Raw genomic sequence first — 17,055 nt, forward strand, 5'->3', positions numbered from 1 at the left:
GCACGCCTATTATTGTCTTAGCATAGTTTCATGTAAGACCTTGCGACTTCTTTAAATCCGTTTTCCATTAAAACATGATATACGATACCCCTGATTTCATATGTAGAAGTATGGGCATTGCCTTTTGAAACATCTGTCAATATCTTATTGACTTGTGTGGAAAGCGCGTTGATGTCTCCTTCAGTCATATAACAATCATCGCTGCACAAGCAGTTATTAACGCTTGTCCTAATTTTTTCGATATTAAATTCCTGCAATGAACAATTCTTTTTTACGACCAACATGATTAATCCCTCCATAATATTTATTCGATGTCCAAGACCACTAAAATCCATCCTCTGATAATATCAGTTTACTAAATATTTCACGAAGGTACAATAGCCAGCCCCGGGCTCTTATATATGTAACAGCGCCGGCGTTCTGAACATATAATGATATATATCAACTTTAGGAGGGCACAAGCATGAAATGGGAAGATATAGAGAAGGCATACGGCTTTAAAATAATGAGTGAAGAAAAAATAAGGAAGATCTCAAAATTGAATACGAGCCAGGGAGCAAAATGCTTCAAAAGAGCCCACACCAGGCGAAGCTACTTCCTTTTTGTATTTGCTGCGGTAAAACACCTCATAGAGAATGGATTTACCCGTGCTATAGCCTATGATATGACCTTGGATGGTGACATATGTATGGAAGATGGGGAATATATATATTATGCCCTACCCTGGATTGAAAGCAGGCAGTGTAAATTTAAGAAAGAAGATGATCTGGCGGAGATCATAAAGCTTTCTGCAGAACTGCATGAGGCATCGGCAGGCTTCATACCCCCCGAAGCTTCAAAGCCCAGGGTCTACTATGGAAAATGGCCCGAGCATTTTGAGAAAAGGCTAAAAGAACTTCAAGCCTTTAAAGCCATGATCGAGGAGAAAAAAATAACAGACGAGTTTGATAAAGCTTATTATCCTCTTATAGATTTTTTTGCGGATCAGGGCAATGGAGCCATAGACCTGTTAAAAGAAAGCAGCTATTATGATATCTCCGAAAAAGCGGGAAAAAGGGGAGAGTTTTGTCATCATGACATGGCGGAGCATAATTTCATCATCACTGCTGACCGGGAGATGAAGATCATTGATTTCGACTATTGCATTATGGATACCAGGCTACATGATATAGCAAGCCTGGTCATCAGAAATATGAAGCACGGCACATGGGATATAGCTAAAGCATACTTCATCCTGAACGAGTATTCAAAATATTCGGCCATCAACAAAGAAGAAATGGAAGTCATAAAATATTTTGCCATATTCCCTCAGGATTTCTGGCAGGTAGGACTTCAATATTATGTGGAAAAGCAGCCCTGGGATATGCAAAACTTCATGTCAAGGCTTAATAAGGTAAGAGATGACTTTAGCTTAAGACAGAAGTTTCTCGAGGAATTTCTTATGCTATAACAAGCTCATTCATAAAAGCTATTGCAAGGGGTGATTTATATGGGTAAAGGCAGTAACTATTACAAAAAAACGCTGTCGGAGGAAGAAAAATGTTATTCGGAGCCTTCTTCCAAGAATGTAGACTTTTATAAGAAAAGGATAGATGAATTGGAAGATGAAATAAAAATGTTGAAGAAGCTTATCAAGAAGAGAGAGAAATATGAAGAACTTCTAAAAGAAAAAGAAAAATTAGTGAATAGGCGCCCTAAGGGGAGAAAGAGGTGATACGGTGTCCGGAAAGCATGGGAAGTTTAAAAGGCGCGATATCAGAGAGCTCATACAAGGAGAATATGGCCTTAAGATTTACAACATGCACGAGGGAGACAAAGGTGTTTTAGTGTATACGGATTGCGGGGACAAATTCTTTAAGAAGATAAAAAAGGATGAGTCTCAGATACTTTTCATTGCTTCAGCCTATAACCATGTAAAGGATAGGGGCTTTGAAAATGTTTCGGCCATGTGTAAAACTAAGGATGACAGATATTACTCAAGATATGATGGAAACCTGTATATACTCGAGGATAGCATGAGAGGAAAATATTTTTCTATAAATTCCGAGGAAGACGGGAGAAAAATCGGAGAGGAAATGGCAAGGTTTCATGTGGCAGCAGACCGTTTCATACCTGCTCCGGGAAGCAGGGCAAAGGTAGACTGGGGCAGGTGGATAGATAAGCTTAAGGTCCAATGCGTGCGCCTCAATAAATTCAAGGAAATAGCAGAAGCCAAGAGCATTAAAACCAGATTTGACAAGATGTTTTTGAAGCATGCAGATGAGTATTGCCAAAAATCTGAGGAAGCTTACAGAATATTAAGGAATAATGGTTATATGGCAAAGGTTTATAAATCTATGCAGACAAACCAGCTATGTCATAAGACCTTTAAAAAGCATTCCATTTTTACGGTTGATAATGGCGATATATTCCTGACAGGCATGGAGAACTGCAGCTATGACATCATAGAGACGGATTTAGTATCCCTTTTTGAAAGCTGCATCGGAAGCAGAGGCCTGCCCTATCTGGAAAGCGTTATTTCCGGCTATTCCTGCATAAGACCACTGGATACTGACTCGATGAACATAATAAAGGCGCTGCTTCTTCAGCCCGGAAGGTTCTATAAGGTGGCAAACGTATATTATGGGAAGAGAAAGAATTATAACGAATATGAGCTGACGAAGAAGCTGGAAAGAAGCATAAGAAAAGAAGGAAGAAGATATGAAATAGTAAAAAAGCTTGGGGAAGTGATGGAATGACCATTGATACCTTTACCATGGAAAACAAGTATAGGGACAGAGATATCCTATCCGATTACAACCTGAACCTTGAGCTTTTCAATATCATGGGTCTTGATGTGCAGGATATAGCTCCTGTAAGAAACGTTTTCCGCATAACCACCCAAAAAGGCATGTTCTCACTTAAGAGGGTAATATACGAAAAGGCAGAGATAGATTTTATTATGTCGGCAGTGGAGCATCTGAAGCAAAAAGGCTTCCAGAATGTCATGGAATATGTGCCGCGGGAAGACGGAAGCCTTTTTTATGAATATGACAGGGAAAAATATTACCTCACTAAATGGGTGGATGGCAGGGAGCTTGATTATCTCAATCCCATAGATCTGCAAGCTGCGGCAAAGCTGCTGGCTCAACTGCATATAGCTTCGCAGGGCTTTGATACCTCTGCTGTACCTATCTCAAGGAATTTGCTGGGGATGTGGCCTAAGAATTTCAAAGAGCGGATATTGGAAATGAAAGAGATGAAGTTCAAGGCATTGCTGAAAAGAGCCAGAGAAAGCTTTGACAGGATATTTCTTGACTTTGTTGATATGTGCCTGGAGGATGGGAACAGGGCACTAAAGCTTCTTTCCGATTCACCCTACGATGCTCTGGTGGATAAAGCGGAGGAAGAAAAGGGCTTTATACATCATGATTACGCACATCATAATCTTATACAATCTTTTGACGGAAAGCTGTATGTTCTGGATTTTGATTACTGCGCCATTGATGTGAGGATACATGATTTGGGAAGCTTGATAATCAGGAATATGAAAAAGACCGGCTGGGACATAGACAGAGCACTGTATATAATTGAGGGCTATAATGAAGTAAGTGCCGTCAGCAATGATGAGCTAAAGGTTTTGGTGCCCTTTTTTCTCTTCCCTCAGGATTTCTGGCAGATATCCAAGCAGTATTATGTAGAAAAGAAAGATTGGGGAGATAGGGACTACTTAGACAAAATGAATACCAAATCTCAGTATACCATATCACGGCGCCAATTCATCGAAGAATTTGAGAAGAGGCTTTGAGCGGGGCATATGCTTCGATGGTATGTATATTAATCAATAAGGCCATGATGGAAGCCATTGACTTAAAACTTCATGGCCTTTAAGTTTGGATGCCCCCGAACCTGATATCTCATTGATATTCTCCATTGACTGATGCCAGTCAGTAGTATATAATTGTATTGACTGATATCAGTCAATACAATTAAGCAGGGGAGAAAACAAATGACTAGAATAAGCAAGGATCCTGAAGAGAGAAGGCTCGAAATAATAAAAGCGGCTGAAAAGCTGTTCAATGAGAAAGGCTTCAGCAACACAGCCGTCAGTGATATTGTAAAGAGCATCGGTGTTGCACAAGGCACCTTTTATTACTATTTCAAATCCAAAGATGATGTATTTAACGCAATTGTCGAGGAATTTCTTGAAGAATCTATGGCTGGGATCGCTGAGATAGCGAGAGATGAAAAGCTAGGCACAAGAGAAAAGATAGAGCTGGCTTTAGAAAAAGGCCTAGAATTGATTGAAAACAATGAAGGTGTGCTTTCCTACCTTCATACAAAGGACAACATGGACCTGCACGAGAAAGTCGAAAAAAAATTCGTTGAGTATGCATCTCCTCTGGTTGTAAATGTTGTCAAGCAAGGGATTCAAGAAAAGCTGTTTGACCTTGAATACCCTGATGAGGTTGTTGAGTTTCTGATGACCGGTTCTCATTACCTGGGAGACGTAAATATCTATTTGGAGGATAAGGAAGAGTATCTAAAAAGGGTACGCGGGGTTCAATTTGTCATTCAAAGGGTGTTGGGTGTAGATAGCAATATAATGGAATGCCTGACAAGCAAGTTTATTTCGAAGCTGACAAGTCTGCTGAATTAATTATTTTGGGGGTATGCTCATGGTTAACGATGCAATATTCCATCTGGAAAATGTATCGAAAAGCTATAAAATGGGTGAGGTTGAGGTTAAAGCACTAAAGGAAGCAGTGTTTGATATAAAGTGCGGGGAATTGGTAGTGGTTTTGGGGCCAAGCGGTTCCGGTAAAAGTACTCTCCTCAATATTTTGGGGGGCATGGATGTTGCCACCTCAGGACAGATGTTTTTCCAGGGAGCCGATATAAGCCGATATAACGAAAATCAGCTTACCTTTTTCCGGAGGAAGAGCATAGGCTTCATTTTTCAGTTTTATAATCTTATGCCTAATCTTACTGCTCGAGAGAATGTGGAGCTGGCTGCTGAGATATCTGAAAATCCCTTAAATGTTGAGTCTGTACTTGAAAATGTGGGATTAAGGGATAGAATGGAGCACTTTCCGTCTCAAATGAGTGGAGGAGAACAGCAGAGAGTTGCAATAGCCAGGGCAGTAGCCAAAAATCCGGATGTGCTTCTTTGTGATGAGCCAACCGGAGCCCTTGACTATACCACAGGCAAGCTTGTGCTAAAGCTGCTGCAAGACATAAATAAAAACACAGGTAAGACGGTGATAATTATTACCCATAACCAGCCTATAGCAGCTATGGCACGGCGGGTCATAAAAATGAGAAGCGGCGAGATTGTAGAAAACTACATAAACAGTAATCCTGCAGATGCTGATTTGATTGAGTGGTGATTTCATGAAAAAGCTTAATAGGATGCTCTTGAGGGAAATAATGAAATCAAAAGGACAGTTTATCGCTGCTGCAGCGGTAGTGTTTGCAGGAATAGCCATGTTTTCAGCCTCCTATATGTCATACCAGAATCTCAAGAACTCTGTTGAAGGATATTATGAGAAATATAGCTTTTTAGACTATTATGCTAAGGTACAAAACATTTCTTCGGCAGGGATAAGCCAAGTAAAAGATGAAAAAGGATTAAGGTATGCAATTGGAAGGATTTCTATAGACGTGGGAGCTGATATGGGAAATGACAAAAGAGTTACTATAAGGCTCATTTCTCTGCCGGATGAGGCCCAGCCCTCCATAAACAAATTGGTTTTTAAGTCGGGAGGCTATTTTAATAAAAATGATCAAAACTCCTGCCTGGTAAATAGAAAATTTGCAGATTTTTATAGATTGGGAAAGGGCAGTAAAGTAAAGGCAATAATCAATTTTAAAATCTATGAGTTCAACGTTGATGGTGTTGTAGATAGTCCGGAATTTATATATGCAATGAAATCCTCCACAGAGGTATCTCCGTCCCCGGAGAGATTCGGCGTTGTATACATAAAGGAATCTGCAGCGGCAAGCATATTGGGCATGGGAAATATGTATAATGAGGTCCATGTTGTATTTAAAGAGGGGGTAGAGGCAGAGCCGGTCATAGACAAGCTGGAGGATGCCCTTAAACCTTACGGCTTTATTGCCGGAATGAAAAGAAAGGATCAGCTGAGTTGTGCAATGGTGGACAACGAGTTGTCCGAACTGGAGAAAATTGCGTTTATGTTTCCGGCACTCTTTCTCACGGTGGCGGCTACAATTATTTATATAATGCAAAGAAGAATAATAAGCAATCAAAGGACTCTCATAGGAGTGATGAAAGCAATAGGATATACAAACTCAAGGATACTCCTCCATTATATACTGTACTCTCTATTGATTGCATTGGTTGGAGCCATACCCGGTGTTTTTACCGGTATTTTTATAGGCACCAGATTGACCCGTATCTATAATCAGATATTTAGTATTCCTGTGATGGAGATAAAAATATACTGGAATCTGTTGATTATTGGGGTGCTCTTAAGTGTAAGCTTCTGTTTGCTGGCAGGCTACGGCTCTGCCAAACGGGTGCTTAGCATAGAGCCTGCGGAGGCAATGAGGTCGGAAGCTCCTAAAATTGGAAAGCGCATCTTGCTTGAGAAAGTGAGCTTCATGTGGAAAAGACTGCATTTCGGATGGAAGATGAGTATAAGAAATATATTCAGAAGCCGCACAAGGACGTTATTCACTGTTGCCGGAATGATGGCAACAATTATGTTTTTCATGGTATCCCTCTTCTCCATGGACAGCATAAAGTATATACTGCATCAAAGTTTTTTTGTATTTCAAAAACAAGATTATAAAGTTATGTTTTCCCGGCCTTCCTCTTACTATGATGCTCTTGAACTGCAGAACTTAGAAGGTGTGCGTAAGGTGGAACCGATTCTGGAGATACCTATTGACATAAATAACGGCTGGAAGAAAGAAGACAGCATTGCAGTTGGTATTATGAAAGAAAACAGCTTCTGTCATCTCATAGATGATACAGAAGCACCGGCAAAGGTGCCGGAAAGCGGCTTGCTGGTAGCGCACTCCATAGCTGAAAAGCTGGACATCAAGACCGGTGATACTGTAAAAGTTAAGCTGCACTTGAAAAGTATACAGGAGAAGGACATTCAGGTTGCAGGAGTAGTCAAGCAATATGCAGGGTTTAACTGCTATATGAATATAGAAGAGCTTGGAAGGCTTACAGAAGAAGGAATATTTGCCACAGGTGCACTTATGAGTGTAAAGGCCGGGGACAAAGAAGCAATTTTAAAGGAGCTTTTTGATATGCCCGGTGTAGAAACGGTGGATTCAAGAGTAGACGGATACAATGATTTTACGGAGTTCTTGGATCTAATGTATACTTTTGTAGGCTTTATGATTTTCTTTGGCACAATTATGGGCTTTTCTATTATTTTTAATACAACGGTTATAAATATTATGGAAAGAAGAAGGGAGCTGGCTTCCCTCAAAGTATTAGGGTATACGGAGAGAGAGATAGAAAGCATAATATTCAGAGAAAACATGATGGTAGGTATCATATCGCTCATTCCCGGCATGCTGTTTGGAAGAGTCATGTGCAATTTTCTGGCTCAACTGTTCAGTAATGAGCTGTTTGCACTTGAAGTTATAATCAGTCCAAGAACATATTCAATAACCTGCCTGAGTGTTTTTGTATTCACAGTTCTTGCACTAAATGCCAACAAGAATAACGTATCCGGCCTGGATATGGTGGAAGTGCTGAAAAATAGAGAAAGCTGAGCTAATGCTATTTTAGGGGGTATATATATGCCGAATAAGATTACTAATAAAAGAAATATTCTAAAATGGCTGTTCATTTCTTCTGCAGGAATAATTGCAGTGATTGCCGTTATCGGCATGAACGCAGCAGAGGTAAGGATTGAAGCTGTACGGAAAGGGAACTTGAAAGAGATTATAGAATTGCAAGGTAAAGTGGAGGTGGAAAATAGCGCCGAAGTATATGGCAAACTGCAAGGCTTCATTGATGAAATCAATGCGGAAGAAGGAGATATGGTTAAGGAGGGTTCGGTGCTTCTGAGGCTTTCTGCAGAGGATATAAATTATGCAATAAGAAAAGCGGAAGCCATGTACAATGCTTCCAATGCACAGCTTCAAAGCCTCAGGAGCAGTATAAAGCCTGAGCATGTGAAGATGGCTGAGGCGGAATTAAAGCAAGCACAGGCGGTTATGGAAGCAGCCTTGCAGGATTACAAAAACAAGCAGGATAGCTGTGAAAAGCTTAAAGTATTGTACGATAACGGAGGTGCTGCAGAAAAGGATATAAAAGACGCCGGAGCAATCCTGGCTGCTTCAGAAGGGGAGCTCATCAAGGCTGAACAAGCTGTGCATATAGCTCAGTATAGTCTGGATATATTGAATCAGGGAGTGTCCCAAGATGATATTCATGCTCTGGAATCAAATTCCGCTGCAGCTAAAGCTGAACTGGATGAGCTTGTGAACAATAAGGGTAAGGCAAGTATTTACTCTCCTATAAATGGCATCGTATTCGGCAAATATGTAAAAAAAGGTCAGGCCGTTCAGCCTGGTACCTTGCTGTACGAGATTGGTGACTATGGCTCCGCATATATTAAGGTTGACGTTTTGGTTGATGATATAAGCAAAATAAAAGAAGGACAGGAAGCCATTATGTCCGGCGATGTTTTGGGTGATAAAGAGATACGGGGAGAGGTATATTTTATAGCGCCTAAAGCAGAGAACAGATTGTCGACCCTGGGAGTGGAACAGCAAAGAGTTGAGGTGAGGATAGGATTTGACAATACCGCTCTTAAGCTTAAACCCGGATATACGCTGGATGTAGATATTATAACTAAACAAAAAGCAGACAGCATATATATACCTGATAAATCAGTTTTTGATTTGGATGGAAAAGACTCAGTGTTCATTGTGCAAAACAATAAGCTGGAGCTTAGAACCATAGAATGTGGTATTGAGAATGATGATTTCATAGAAGTACTTTCCGGCCTCGATGAAGGTGAAAAAGTTGTTGTTGACCCTGAAAGCGGACTCAAGCCGGGGAGAAGAGTAAAGCAGAAATCATAATGCTGACATATCAGCTTAGCAAACTGCTGTGCTCAAGGGAATATTGCTATTGACAAAATAGCTTTATAGGATTATCATTAAATCAATATATTTCGATATACGAAGTATTCGGAGGATGAATTAATGTTTGATCTAGAGGATATAGTTGATCTATTAATAGAAAATCTGAAAAAGCTATTCTTTCCTGAAGAATGGATTGAGCTGGATCTGAAATTTTCAAAATTCGAGATTTTTGCCATGCTGCTCCTATATAAAAGCAGTGAGGTAACAATGACGGAATTAGTGGAGTACATTAATGTTCCAATGAGCACAGCCACGGGAATAGTCGACAGGCTTGTGAAGAAGGGATATATAGCGAGAGAAAGAAGCGAGGCCGACAGAAGAATAGTGGTGCTCAAACTCACGGAGGAGGGCTCTAACCTGGTAAAGAATCTCAAAGACTTGATCTGCAAATACCTGAATATGATACTGCAGGATCTTACAGAGGAAGAGAAACAATCTATGGCCCATATAGCGATGAAGATAATGAACAAGCTGCAGAGGGGATTGAGTTTCAATGACTCTGCAGAGCAGAAGAATGATATCAAAAAAATAAGCATTGAATAGCTGCCCATGGAAATGGGCTTTTAAAAAACCAAATAGTTCGCATCTCGAAATATTCGTAAAAAGGAATATATAACTATATCATCTGATGGCTGATAGTTTGTGGAAGCAGCTCAAGCTATACAGGTGAATTCTTATTCAATATTGCTGATTAAAAAAGGAGGCTGAACCTATGAGAATAATATTATATACAGGAAAAGGCGGAGTGGGAAAGACCAGTATAGCCGCAGCAACAGCAGTGAAAAGCGCAGAGCAGGGGAATAAGACGTTGGTTGTCAGCACTGATCCCGCTCACAGCCTGGGAGATTCCTTTGATGTGAAACTGGGCAGCGAGCCGGTAAAAATCAATGAAAGGCTTTGGGCACAGGAGATAGACGCCATACATGAGGTAGAAGAAGGCTGGGGCAAGGTACAGAAATATTTCACAGAGCTTTTCACCTCCAAAGCTGTTAAGGATATAACAACTGAGGAGTTGACTGTTTTCCCCGGTATGGAGGATTTGCTCAGCCTCCTCAGGGTGCTGAAATATTATAAGGAAGAAAGGTTTGATGTGATCATCATCGATTGTGCACCAACAGGGGAAACGCTGGCACTGCTAAGCTTCCCTGAAATGCTCAGATGGTGGATGGAAAAGCTTTTCCCCATCAAGAAAAAGGCTATTAAGATTGCAGGGCCTGTCGCAGAATCCCTGTTGAAGATTCCCATGCCCTCCGGCCAGGTATTGGACGAGATCGACAACATGTATTATCAGCTGGACGAGATGAAGAAGATTTTTTCCGACAGGGCCGTTACAAGCATCAGAATAGTAGTCAATCCGGAGAAGATGGTTATAAAAGAGGCGCAGCGAAGCTTTACTTATCTGAATATATATGATTTTAATGTAGACGCCATAGTGGTAAACAGAGTGATCCCAGAGAACGTTCAAGATGATTACTTTAAGGTATGGAAGGATATACAGAGGAAGTATAAGGATGAGATAATCCAAAGCTTCGAGCCAATACCTATATACTATGCGCCGCTCTTTGAAACCGAAGTTTTGGGGATAAAGATGCTTCATAGAATGGCCGGAGAAATATTTAAGGGCGAAGACCCCACTACAATAAAATTCAATGGGAGGGCCCAGAGGGTAGATAAGGACGGAGAGGATTATGTGATGACGATTGAGATGCCTTTTATAGATAAAGAGGATCTTTCACTCAATCAAAAGGGAGACCAGTTGATAATAAAAGCGGGAAGCATCAAAAGGAACATAACACTCCCCAGGACTTTGCTGGATCTCAGCATAAGAAAAGCAAAATTTGAGGAGGAGAAACTTAAGATATGGTTCGGAGGTGAAAAGAATGAATGAAGCATTGATAAAAGAACTTATAAAATACAAGCTGAATGCGGCAAATGCGATAGTGAATTCAATGCCTCCCAAAGCAGCCGAAGAAATCAGAAGTTTCAGCAGAATTATTATGGAAGGAATTGAGGAAGGCTGCAAAGCTATGAATGAAAAGAATACCTTAAACTCAAAAAAATCCAATAAGCTTGATAAAATCGATATAGAATAAAGCCTGTATTAGGATATAATTAAGATATCATATTTTTTTATCACTGATAGATTTGAAATTTTTTATGTAAAGTATTAAGGAGGTTTTGCTTTGAAAAAGGGCAAGAAAATGATTCTGCTATGCTTGGCAGTCCTATTTCTCCTATATATTTGCGAGTCCGTATATATCGGGGCAAAAGTTTTTGCAATGGTAAAAGGTAGCTATGCTACATATGGCGGCGACAACACCTATGCAGATATGGTTTCTGATGAGATATATAGAAAAATGTGTTATCGTAACGGATATTTAATTTCTTCTCAGGGAAATACTTCCGTCAAAGAGATAAACAGACTGCTCTTTCCATTGGCGTGCCATTGGATCACTGGAGGCAAGGCAACCTACTGGTATACATATGAGATTTATGATGATAGCAACGAACTTGTTGGTGGAAGCTGGAACATTCCCGTTACAATTACGGTGGAATTCAGTGGCAGCAGACTAATAGTTACTGATTACTACGAAGCTCCATGAAAGAGAATATATTTTATGGCAATAATGTGAATATGATAAAGAGAGAAGAAGATTGTACCGTTTATAGAATGAAAGATCTGGCAGGAGAAGGTATCTTGACCTTGTACAAGGTGTTTCCCGGTATTGATTTGATGTACAATGATTTTCATATGCAAAGCTGCTTTTCAAAGCTATTTATGGGACCTCCGTCTATGCATACATGCGTTCCTACCGTATGCATGCTGCGGCTTTGATGCTGCGCAAGACCAAGGATAATATTACGACCATTGCGGGCAGGGTAGGCTACAATAATCCAAGCAAATTTGCCGCTGCTTTCAAAGAATTGATAGGCATGTCCCCTGGCAAATATAGAAAAAATTTTGCTTGACCGGGGGGAGGTTCCGGTATGATGTCAGATCCGGCTTTCCCCCGAATTTAAGTTCTGCGCTTAATAGCTTCAGAGTCATGCTCAAGGCCAGCGGCCGGAATCTAGTATCTACAGACTAACCCTCCTATATACCTCCAACGTTTCCTTCACTGTTTTATCCCAGGAATACATAGCCGCTCTCTCCAGTGCTCTTCTGCTCATATCTGCATATAGCTCCTCGTCCTCAATCAGGCGCAGCAGATTAGAACCGATAGCTTCATAATCCTTTGGAGAGACTGTGATAGCCCCTTCTCCGGCTACTTCGGGCAATGAAGTTATGTTTGAGGTTATTACGGGAGTTCCGCAGGCCATCGACTCTACTACAGGGAGGCCAAAGCCTTCGTACAATGAAGGGTAAACAAAAACAGAAGCGGCACTGTAAAACCACGGCATATCATTCACAGGTATGAAGCCTGTGAATATGCAGCAGTCACTGATCTTCAGCTCATCGCAAAGCTTGACCAAATCCTCATAGGAACGCCCGGCTTTGCCTAAAATCACAACCTTATAGTTCTTTTTCAGCTTTTCTTTAATATGAGCATAGGCTAAAAGCAAGGATTGTATGTTTTTTCTGGGATTAAATCCACCCACATACAGGAAGAATTCGTCCTCAATGCCATATTTCTGCTTTATGTAAGCCTTTGCCGCATTTTTATTTATTGGAGTATAAATATCCTCTGCCGCTAATCTGCTTACAAATACCTTGTCACCTGGTATGCCCAGCTCTCTGCAGATGTCAGCCTTTGAAAACTCGGATACTGTAAGTATTGCATCACTATTCTCCAATATTTCGGGGATGCTATCCAAAAACTTCTTGCAATAATAGGGCCCGACTGTCTCAGGCATAGTTATCGGTATTACGTCATGAAGGGTAACAACAAAGGGACATATCTTCTTTTTGGGCATGCCTATGCCGTTCTGAGGTATATGATATAAGTCCACCCTTCTATCCAGGAGCACCTCCGTTATCTGAAGCTCTTCCCAGAACTTATCCTTTCTGAGGTTATCCACAGGTGTTTTGTGAAAATTATCTCCCCAAATAAAGCTGTATTCAGATTCCTGGGGTATTAAAACATAATAATGATTATATCTGTCTAATTGGCTTTGCTTGTTGATGAGCTGGTATACATAAGTGCCGATACCCGTTCCGCGGTACCAAAATGCAGCTCTGCCGTCTATACCTATTATCATTTAGGTTTGGTCACCTCCTAAATCTTCTAGTGAATGAATAACTACTTTATCATATGAATATTTTAGATTTTATTGCTATGATTTTAAAAATTTGGCTTAAATTATCCACAGCTTGTTAACAAAGACAAACTATTGAGCCTCAATACATAAGAATTTCCTTCTAGGGCTTTTGGCTTATTCACAATATGTGGATAGCCTGTGCATAACTTGTTAGAAATTATAGGTAATTTGTTAATAATGGAGGGCATATAGTCATATTATTAAAGGATGATTCTAATGCAAAACTTTATTTAAAAGACCTGAAAGGAATACATTCACCCTGAGCTCTGAATTCTGAGCTCTATTCTAAGGAGGTTTATATGGATATTGAAGCTATTGCATCAAGATTTAACATAAAGGTTAAAGGGATAAAGCCCTTAAGAGGAGTATACATGGCTTATACGGACAAGGGGATCAAGATTATCAAAGAATCAAAAAAAGATCCAGAGAAGCTTCTATATATACATGGTATGAAAGAATATATATATAGGAGGGGCTTTCATAATCTGGACAGATTTTTGATTTCCAATCAAGGGCTGCCTTTTGTCGCTGATGAAGGAAGAATATTCATCATGGAGGATTTTATATCGGGAAGAGAATGCAGCTTCTCAAATCCTTATGACCGTTCTGCGGCCATGAGAACCCTTGCTCAATTGCATATATACGGGCAGGGATACATAACCCCGGTAGGTGCAGCAGAGAGAAACGATATAGGAAAGTGGGAGAACAACTATACAAAGAGAATAAACAATATGCTGGATTCGAAAAAAGCTGTGATTCAAAAGAAGGACAAGGATGAATTCGATAAAATGTTTTTAGAAGATGTTGATTTCTTCGTAGAGATGGCCTGGAGAGCCTATGATACATTGAAAAGCTCTAGATACAAAGAGCTGTGCAAAGCGGCGGAGGCGTTAAAGCCCATATGCCATCATGATTATACATACCACAACATTATAATAGGGAAGCAGGGCAGAGTGGACATAATAGACTTTGACTACAGCTGCCACGAGCTGTCCTGCTATGATGTGGCTGCGGTCATGCAGAGGGTGATGCGCAGGTTCTCCTTTGATATAGATATAGCCATGGATATGCTGACAGATTATGACATGGTAAAGCCTATCACTGATGACGAACTACTGTTGATATTATCCCTGTCGGAATTCCCTCAGAGGTTTTGGCGGATCACGGAGAGGTACTACAGTGGGAAAAGAGAGTGGTCCAAGAAAAAGTTCATCAAAAAATATTATGAGACGGTGGATGATAAAGCATTCATGATGGATTTTGTAAATGATTTTAGAAATATAATAACATGAGTCAAAAAAACTCCTGTCACCCCATATATAGGGACTACATAGTATATAGTATAACTTCCAATAGTTTAGGGGTGATGGCGCAGTGGTGATTAAGCCTGGTGATATTGTGGGAAGAAAATCCTATGGCTGCGATGTAGTTTTCAAAGTGTGCAATATAGTAGAAAACAGGGATAAGGGTAAAACTGTTCTACTGAAGGGCGTGAACGTAAGGCTCCTGGCAGATTCGCCGGAAGCAGATTTGATACCCATGTCCGAAGAAGATGTAGACAGAGATAGAGAAGTTTTTGCAAGGAAGATCAGTGAATCCGGCAAAAGCAAGACAAACAAAAAAAGGGGAAGTCAAGAGAGACAAGAAGCCAATGTGTTTAAGAAGCCTGGCCGGGTTCTTCATTTGGATGGTGATGGTGAATATCTGAAGCTTTGTTTGAATGAATATGAAAATATGGGCATAGAGGCCTTTGGATATGAGTTGAGAGAAGAAGAACAGCCGAAGCATATTAAAGAGCTGTTAAAAGAAGTGAAGCCGGATATTTTAGTTGTAACGGGACATGACGGCTTACTCAAGGATAGCAAGGACTTATCGGATATTAACAGCTACAGAAATTCAAGCAGCTTTATACAATCTGTAAAGGAAGCTAGGATGTTTCAGCCTTCTTTGGATGAGCTTGTGATCATTGCCGGCGCCTGCCAATCTCATTATGAGGCGATCCTTGAGGCTGGAGCAAACTTTGCCAGCTCTCCCGATAGGATATTGATACACGCATTGGATCCTGTTAAAGCATGTTCAAAGGTGGCTTTAGCTCCTATAGACAAGATAGTATCCTCCGAGGAGATTTCCCAAATCACCGTATCGGGAATAAACGGAATAGGAGGGCTTCAGACCAGAGGCAAATATAGAGACGGTGCTCCAAAACCCCGCTATAAATATAAGCAGGGGGGAGACGGAAATGCAATGTAATATATTTGATTGGGAAAGCTCTACAGAGTATTCCGTCCCCATGTGGGAATTGATAGGCAGGATGGCTGCTTTCAATATCAAGGAAACCTCTCATCAGGAAGCTGCAAAATGCTTTGCGATCATTGCCAGGACGGAGCTGGCGAGAAAGCTTCATATATATGGCGGGTCCGGCTGTGAAAAGCACAAAGGCTGCGAGCTTTGCACCGAGCCCGGCCACTGCCTTGAATTGGGTCTGCCTAAGATCAACATCAGTGAAAGGGTAAGGGCGGCGGTAAGGGACACAGGAAACCTGATCATAACCTTTGACGGAAAGCCTATAAAGCCATACTGCCACTACAGATGCGGCGGGGCTACGGAAAATTCGGAAAATGTGATAGGAAACCGTATCACTTACCTTAGGAAGGTTTTCTGCGAATACTGCCGCACGGTTGATGATGAAGGGAAGGATAAGTTTTTCTCCCTTGAGGAGCTGGAGAGGCTTTTAAATATCAAGATCGAAAAGCCTAAAGATGTCTACTATGATATAAAGGGTATTTTTGAGAACCTGGATATAGATGAACAAGGCAGAATAAAGTCTTTGAACATAGGAGGCAAGTTTTTTAAAGGCACTGAGATAGTAGAAAGATTAGGCCTGAACTCCACCAGATTCAACTATATGCCTGTACGATTCCTCATAAGCTGCATAGGGATCGGCCATGGTCTGGGCCTTTGCATCACCGGAGCCGAAGAAATGGCCAGAAGAGGAATGAGCTATGAAGACATTTTGTACTATTATTATACAGGCATAAAGCTTGAAGAGATGGAGATGCCGGAAGAAGATAAGCCCTTGAAGGGCAAGACAATTGCATTGGATGCGGCTTCCGGAGAGGATGACAGCTATGAAGGCAAAGGCCCCGGAGGTCTCAGGGAGGGTGAGGCAAACCTGAAAATAGTGCTGGAGTTAGAAATGCTGCTGAAAGAGGCTGGAGCCAAGGTTTTTCTCACCAGAACAGGGAAGAAGCATATTAATCTCTCAGAACGGGCTGAGATTGCAAACGGGATGAAGCCTGACTTTTTCATATCTATCTGTCAAAGCGTTTTTCCCAACGGAAGTGCCTCAGGCACTGAAGCTTACCATTATAGAGAAGATAAAGAGGCTGCTAAGCTGGGCAGTATGATCCTGGAAGAAATCAGCCCGGAGATGAAATGCAGAAACAGGGGCTTGAGGACGGCAGATCTTTATATCCTCAAAGAGGTCAAATGCAGCACCCTCCAGCTGAATATACTGTATATCACAAATCCGGAGGATGAAAAGAAGCTTGCTGACCCGGATATGAGGAGAAAAGCAGCAAGGGCTATTGAGAGAGGCATAATAAGGTATTATGGGCAAATGGGCAAATAGTTAATAGCCAAAAACCAGAGGCAATAAAAAAATTCAGTGGC

18 protein-coding genes and 1 pseudogene are annotated in these 17,055 nt (G+C 40.9%); 17 read left to right on the plus strand and 2 right to left on the minus strand.

All coding sequences use genetic code 11. The features are described from left to right. Positions 1-17: 17 nt before the first annotated feature. Complete coding sequence (locus LJD61_RS05650) at positions 18-284, minus strand: ATP cone domain-containing protein (protein WP_255226546.1); 267 nt, start codon at positions 282-284, stop codon at positions 18-20. A 179-nt stretch (positions 285-463) separates the two neighbouring features. Between LJD61_RS05650 and LJD61_RS05655 the strand changes: the two genes are divergently transcribed. The 14 genes and pseudogenes from LJD61_RS05655 to LJD61_RS05720 form a co-directional block, all read left to right on the plus strand. Continuing rightward, on the plus strand, positions 464-1,450 hold the full coding sequence (locus LJD61_RS05655; RefSeq protein WP_255226547.1) for a CotS family spore coat protein: 987 nt from the start codon (positions 464-466) through the stop codon (positions 1,448-1,450). A gap of 39 nt (positions 1,451-1,489) precedes the next feature. Then, the gene (locus LJD61_RS05660; protein ID WP_255226548.1) at positions 1,490-1,714 is read left to right on the plus strand and encodes a hypothetical protein; all 225 of its coding nucleotides are present in this window, start codon (positions 1,490-1,492) and stop codon (positions 1,712-1,714) included. Between the two features lie 4 nt (positions 1,715-1,718). Next, positions 1,719-2,738 carry a CotS family spore coat protein gene (locus tag LJD61_RS05665; protein ID WP_255226549.1) on the plus strand — a complete coding sequence of 340 codons (1,020 nt, stop codon included), beginning with the start codon at positions 1,719-1,721 and terminating at the stop codon, positions 2,736-2,738. Next, positions 2,735-3,787 (plus strand): CotS family spore coat protein, encoded by a 1,053-nt coding sequence (locus LJD61_RS05670; RefSeq protein ID WP_255226550.1) that lies wholly within the window; start codon positions 2,735-2,737, stop codon positions 3,785-3,787. The genes LJD61_RS05665 and LJD61_RS05670 overlap by 4 nt, the downstream gene beginning before the upstream one ends. A gap of 201 nt (positions 3,788-3,988) precedes the next feature. Then, a complete protein-coding gene (locus LJD61_RS05675) occupies positions 3,989-4,639 on the plus strand; it encodes a TetR/AcrR family transcriptional regulator (protein ID WP_255226551.1) in 651 nt (216 codons plus the stop codon). A gap of 19 nt (positions 4,640-4,658) precedes the next feature. Further along, positions 4,659-5,369 (plus strand): ABC transporter ATP-binding protein, encoded by a 711-nt coding sequence (locus LJD61_RS05680; RefSeq protein WP_255226552.1) that lies wholly within the window; start codon positions 4,659-4,661, stop codon positions 5,367-5,369. A 4-nt stretch (positions 5,370-5,373) separates the two neighbouring features. Beyond that, a complete protein-coding gene (locus LJD61_RS05685; protein ID WP_255226553.1) occupies positions 5,374-7,740 on the plus strand; it encodes an ABC transporter permease in 2,367 nt (788 codons plus the stop codon). A gap of 27 nt (positions 7,741-7,767) precedes the next feature. Then, the gene (locus LJD61_RS05690) at positions 7,768-9,060 is read left to right on the plus strand and encodes an efflux RND transporter periplasmic adaptor subunit (RefSeq protein WP_255226554.1); all 1,293 of its coding nucleotides are present in this window, start codon (positions 7,768-7,770) and stop codon (positions 9,058-9,060) included. 123 nt (positions 9,061-9,183) lie between these two features. Continuing rightward, positions 9,184-9,666, plus strand: a complete 483-nt coding sequence (locus tag LJD61_RS05695; protein WP_255226555.1) for a MarR family winged helix-turn-helix transcriptional regulator — start codon at positions 9,184-9,186, stop codon at positions 9,664-9,666. Positions 9,667-9,835: 169 nt separating this feature from the next. Continuing rightward, complete coding sequence (locus LJD61_RS05700; protein ID WP_255226556.1) at positions 9,836-11,011, plus strand: ArsA family ATPase; 1,176 nt, start codon at positions 9,836-9,838, stop codon at positions 11,009-11,011. Next, positions 11,004-11,216, plus strand: coding sequence for a hypothetical protein (locus LJD61_RS05705; protein WP_255226557.1), 213 nt, complete (start codon positions 11,004-11,006; stop codon positions 11,214-11,216). Before LJD61_RS05700 ends, LJD61_RS05705 begins: the two co-directional genes overlap by 8 nt. Positions 11,217-11,306: 90 nt before the next feature. Next, positions 11,307-11,726, plus strand: coding sequence for a hypothetical protein (locus LJD61_RS05710; protein WP_255226558.1), 420 nt, complete (start codon positions 11,307-11,309; stop codon positions 11,724-11,726). After that, entirely contained in the window at positions 11,723-11,959 is a 237-nt protein-coding gene (locus tag LJD61_RS05715; RefSeq protein ID WP_255226559.1) for a hypothetical protein, read from the plus strand. The genes LJD61_RS05710 and LJD61_RS05715 overlap by 4 nt, the downstream gene beginning before the upstream one ends. Next, positions 11,881-12,093 (plus strand): annotated as a pseudogene (locus LJD61_RS05720) (helix-turn-helix transcriptional regulator); the annotation flags it as partial. The gene LJD61_RS05715 and the pseudogene LJD61_RS05720, both read left to right, overlap by 79 nt. Positions 12,094-12,201: 108 nt before the next feature. Here the strand turns inward: LJD61_RS05720 and LJD61_RS05725 are convergent. Further along, positions 12,202-13,323, minus strand: a complete 1,122-nt coding sequence (locus LJD61_RS05725) for a glycosyltransferase family 4 protein (RefSeq protein WP_255226560.1) — start codon at positions 13,321-13,323, stop codon at positions 12,202-12,204. A gap of 359 nt (positions 13,324-13,682) precedes the next feature. On the opposite strand from LJD61_RS05725, the gene LJD61_RS05730 reads away from it, so the two are divergent. From LJD61_RS05730 to LJD61_RS05740, 3 genes are all read left to right on the plus strand, one after another. Then, positions 13,683-14,675, plus strand: a complete 993-nt coding sequence (locus LJD61_RS05730; protein ID WP_255226561.1) for a CotS family spore coat protein — start codon at positions 13,683-13,685, stop codon at positions 14,673-14,675. An 88-nt stretch (positions 14,676-14,763) separates the two neighbouring features. Further along, complete coding sequence (gene yabG / locus LJD61_RS05735) at positions 14,764-15,633, plus strand: sporulation peptidase YabG (protein WP_255226691.1); 870 nt, start codon at positions 14,764-14,766, stop codon at positions 15,631-15,633. Then, on the plus strand, positions 15,623-17,014 hold the full coding sequence (locus tag LJD61_RS05740) for an N-acetylmuramoyl-L-alanine amidase (protein ID WP_255226562.1): 1,392 nt from the start codon (positions 15,623-15,625) through the stop codon (positions 17,012-17,014). Before yabG ends, LJD61_RS05740 begins: the two co-directional genes overlap by 11 nt. Positions 17,015-17,055 lie beyond the last annotated feature (41 nt).

It is taken from the genome of Lutispora saccharofermentans (assembly GCF_024363565.1).
Classification (GTDB): Bacteria; Bacillota; Clostridia; order Lutisporales; family Lutisporaceae; genus Lutispora; species Lutispora saccharofermentans.

Coding starts and splice junctions, on each gene's coding strand:
- LJD61_RS05690 (WP_255226554.1), top strand. CDS start 7,768: ATGCCGAATAAGATTACTAATAAAAGAAATATTCTAAAATGGCTGTTC.
- LJD61_RS05675 (WP_255226551.1), top strand. CDS start 3,989: ATGACTAGAATAAGCAAGGATCCTGAAGAGAGAAGGCTCGAAATAATA.
- LJD61_RS05700 (WP_255226556.1), top strand. CDS start 9,836: ATGAGAATAATATTATATACAGGAAAAGGCGGAGTGGGAAAGACCAGT.
- LJD61_RS05730 (WP_255226561.1), top strand. CDS start 13,683: ATGGATATTGAAGCTATTGCATCAAGATTTAACATAAAGGTTAAAGGG.
- LJD61_RS05705 (WP_255226557.1), top strand. CDS start 11,004: ATGAATGAAGCATTGATAAAAGAACTTATAAAATACAAGCTGAATGCG.
- LJD61_RS05685 (WP_255226553.1), top strand. CDS start 5,374: ATGAAAAAGCTTAATAGGATGCTCTTGAGGGAAATAATGAAATCAAAA.
- LJD61_RS05695 (WP_255226555.1), top strand. CDS start 9,184: ATGTTTGATCTAGAGGATATAGTTGATCTATTAATAGAAAATCTGAAA.
- LJD61_RS05655 (WP_255226547.1), top strand. CDS start 464: ATGAAATGGGAAGATATAGAGAAGGCATACGGCTTTAAAATAATGAGT.
- LJD61_RS05680 (WP_255226552.1), top strand. CDS start 4,659: ATGGTTAACGATGCAATATTCCATCTGGAAAATGTATCGAAAAGCTAT.
- LJD61_RS05650 (WP_255226546.1), bottom strand. CDS start 284: ATGTTGGTCGTAAAAAAGAATTGTTCATTGCAGGAATTTAATATCGAA.
- LJD61_RS05725 (WP_255226560.1), bottom strand. CDS start 13,323: ATGATAATAGGTATAGACGGCAGAGCTGCATTTTGGTACCGCGGAACG.
- LJD61_RS05715 (WP_255226559.1), top strand. CDS start 11,723: ATGAAAGAGAATATATTTTATGGCAATAATGTGAATATGATAAAGAGA.
- LJD61_RS05740 (WP_255226562.1), top strand. CDS start 15,623: ATGCAATGTAATATATTTGATTGGGAAAGCTCTACAGAGTATTCCGTC.
- LJD61_RS05660 (WP_255226548.1), top strand. CDS start 1,490: ATGGGTAAAGGCAGTAACTATTACAAAAAAACGCTGTCGGAGGAAGAA.
- LJD61_RS05670 (WP_255226550.1), top strand. CDS start 2,735: ATGACCATTGATACCTTTACCATGGAAAACAAGTATAGGGACAGAGAT.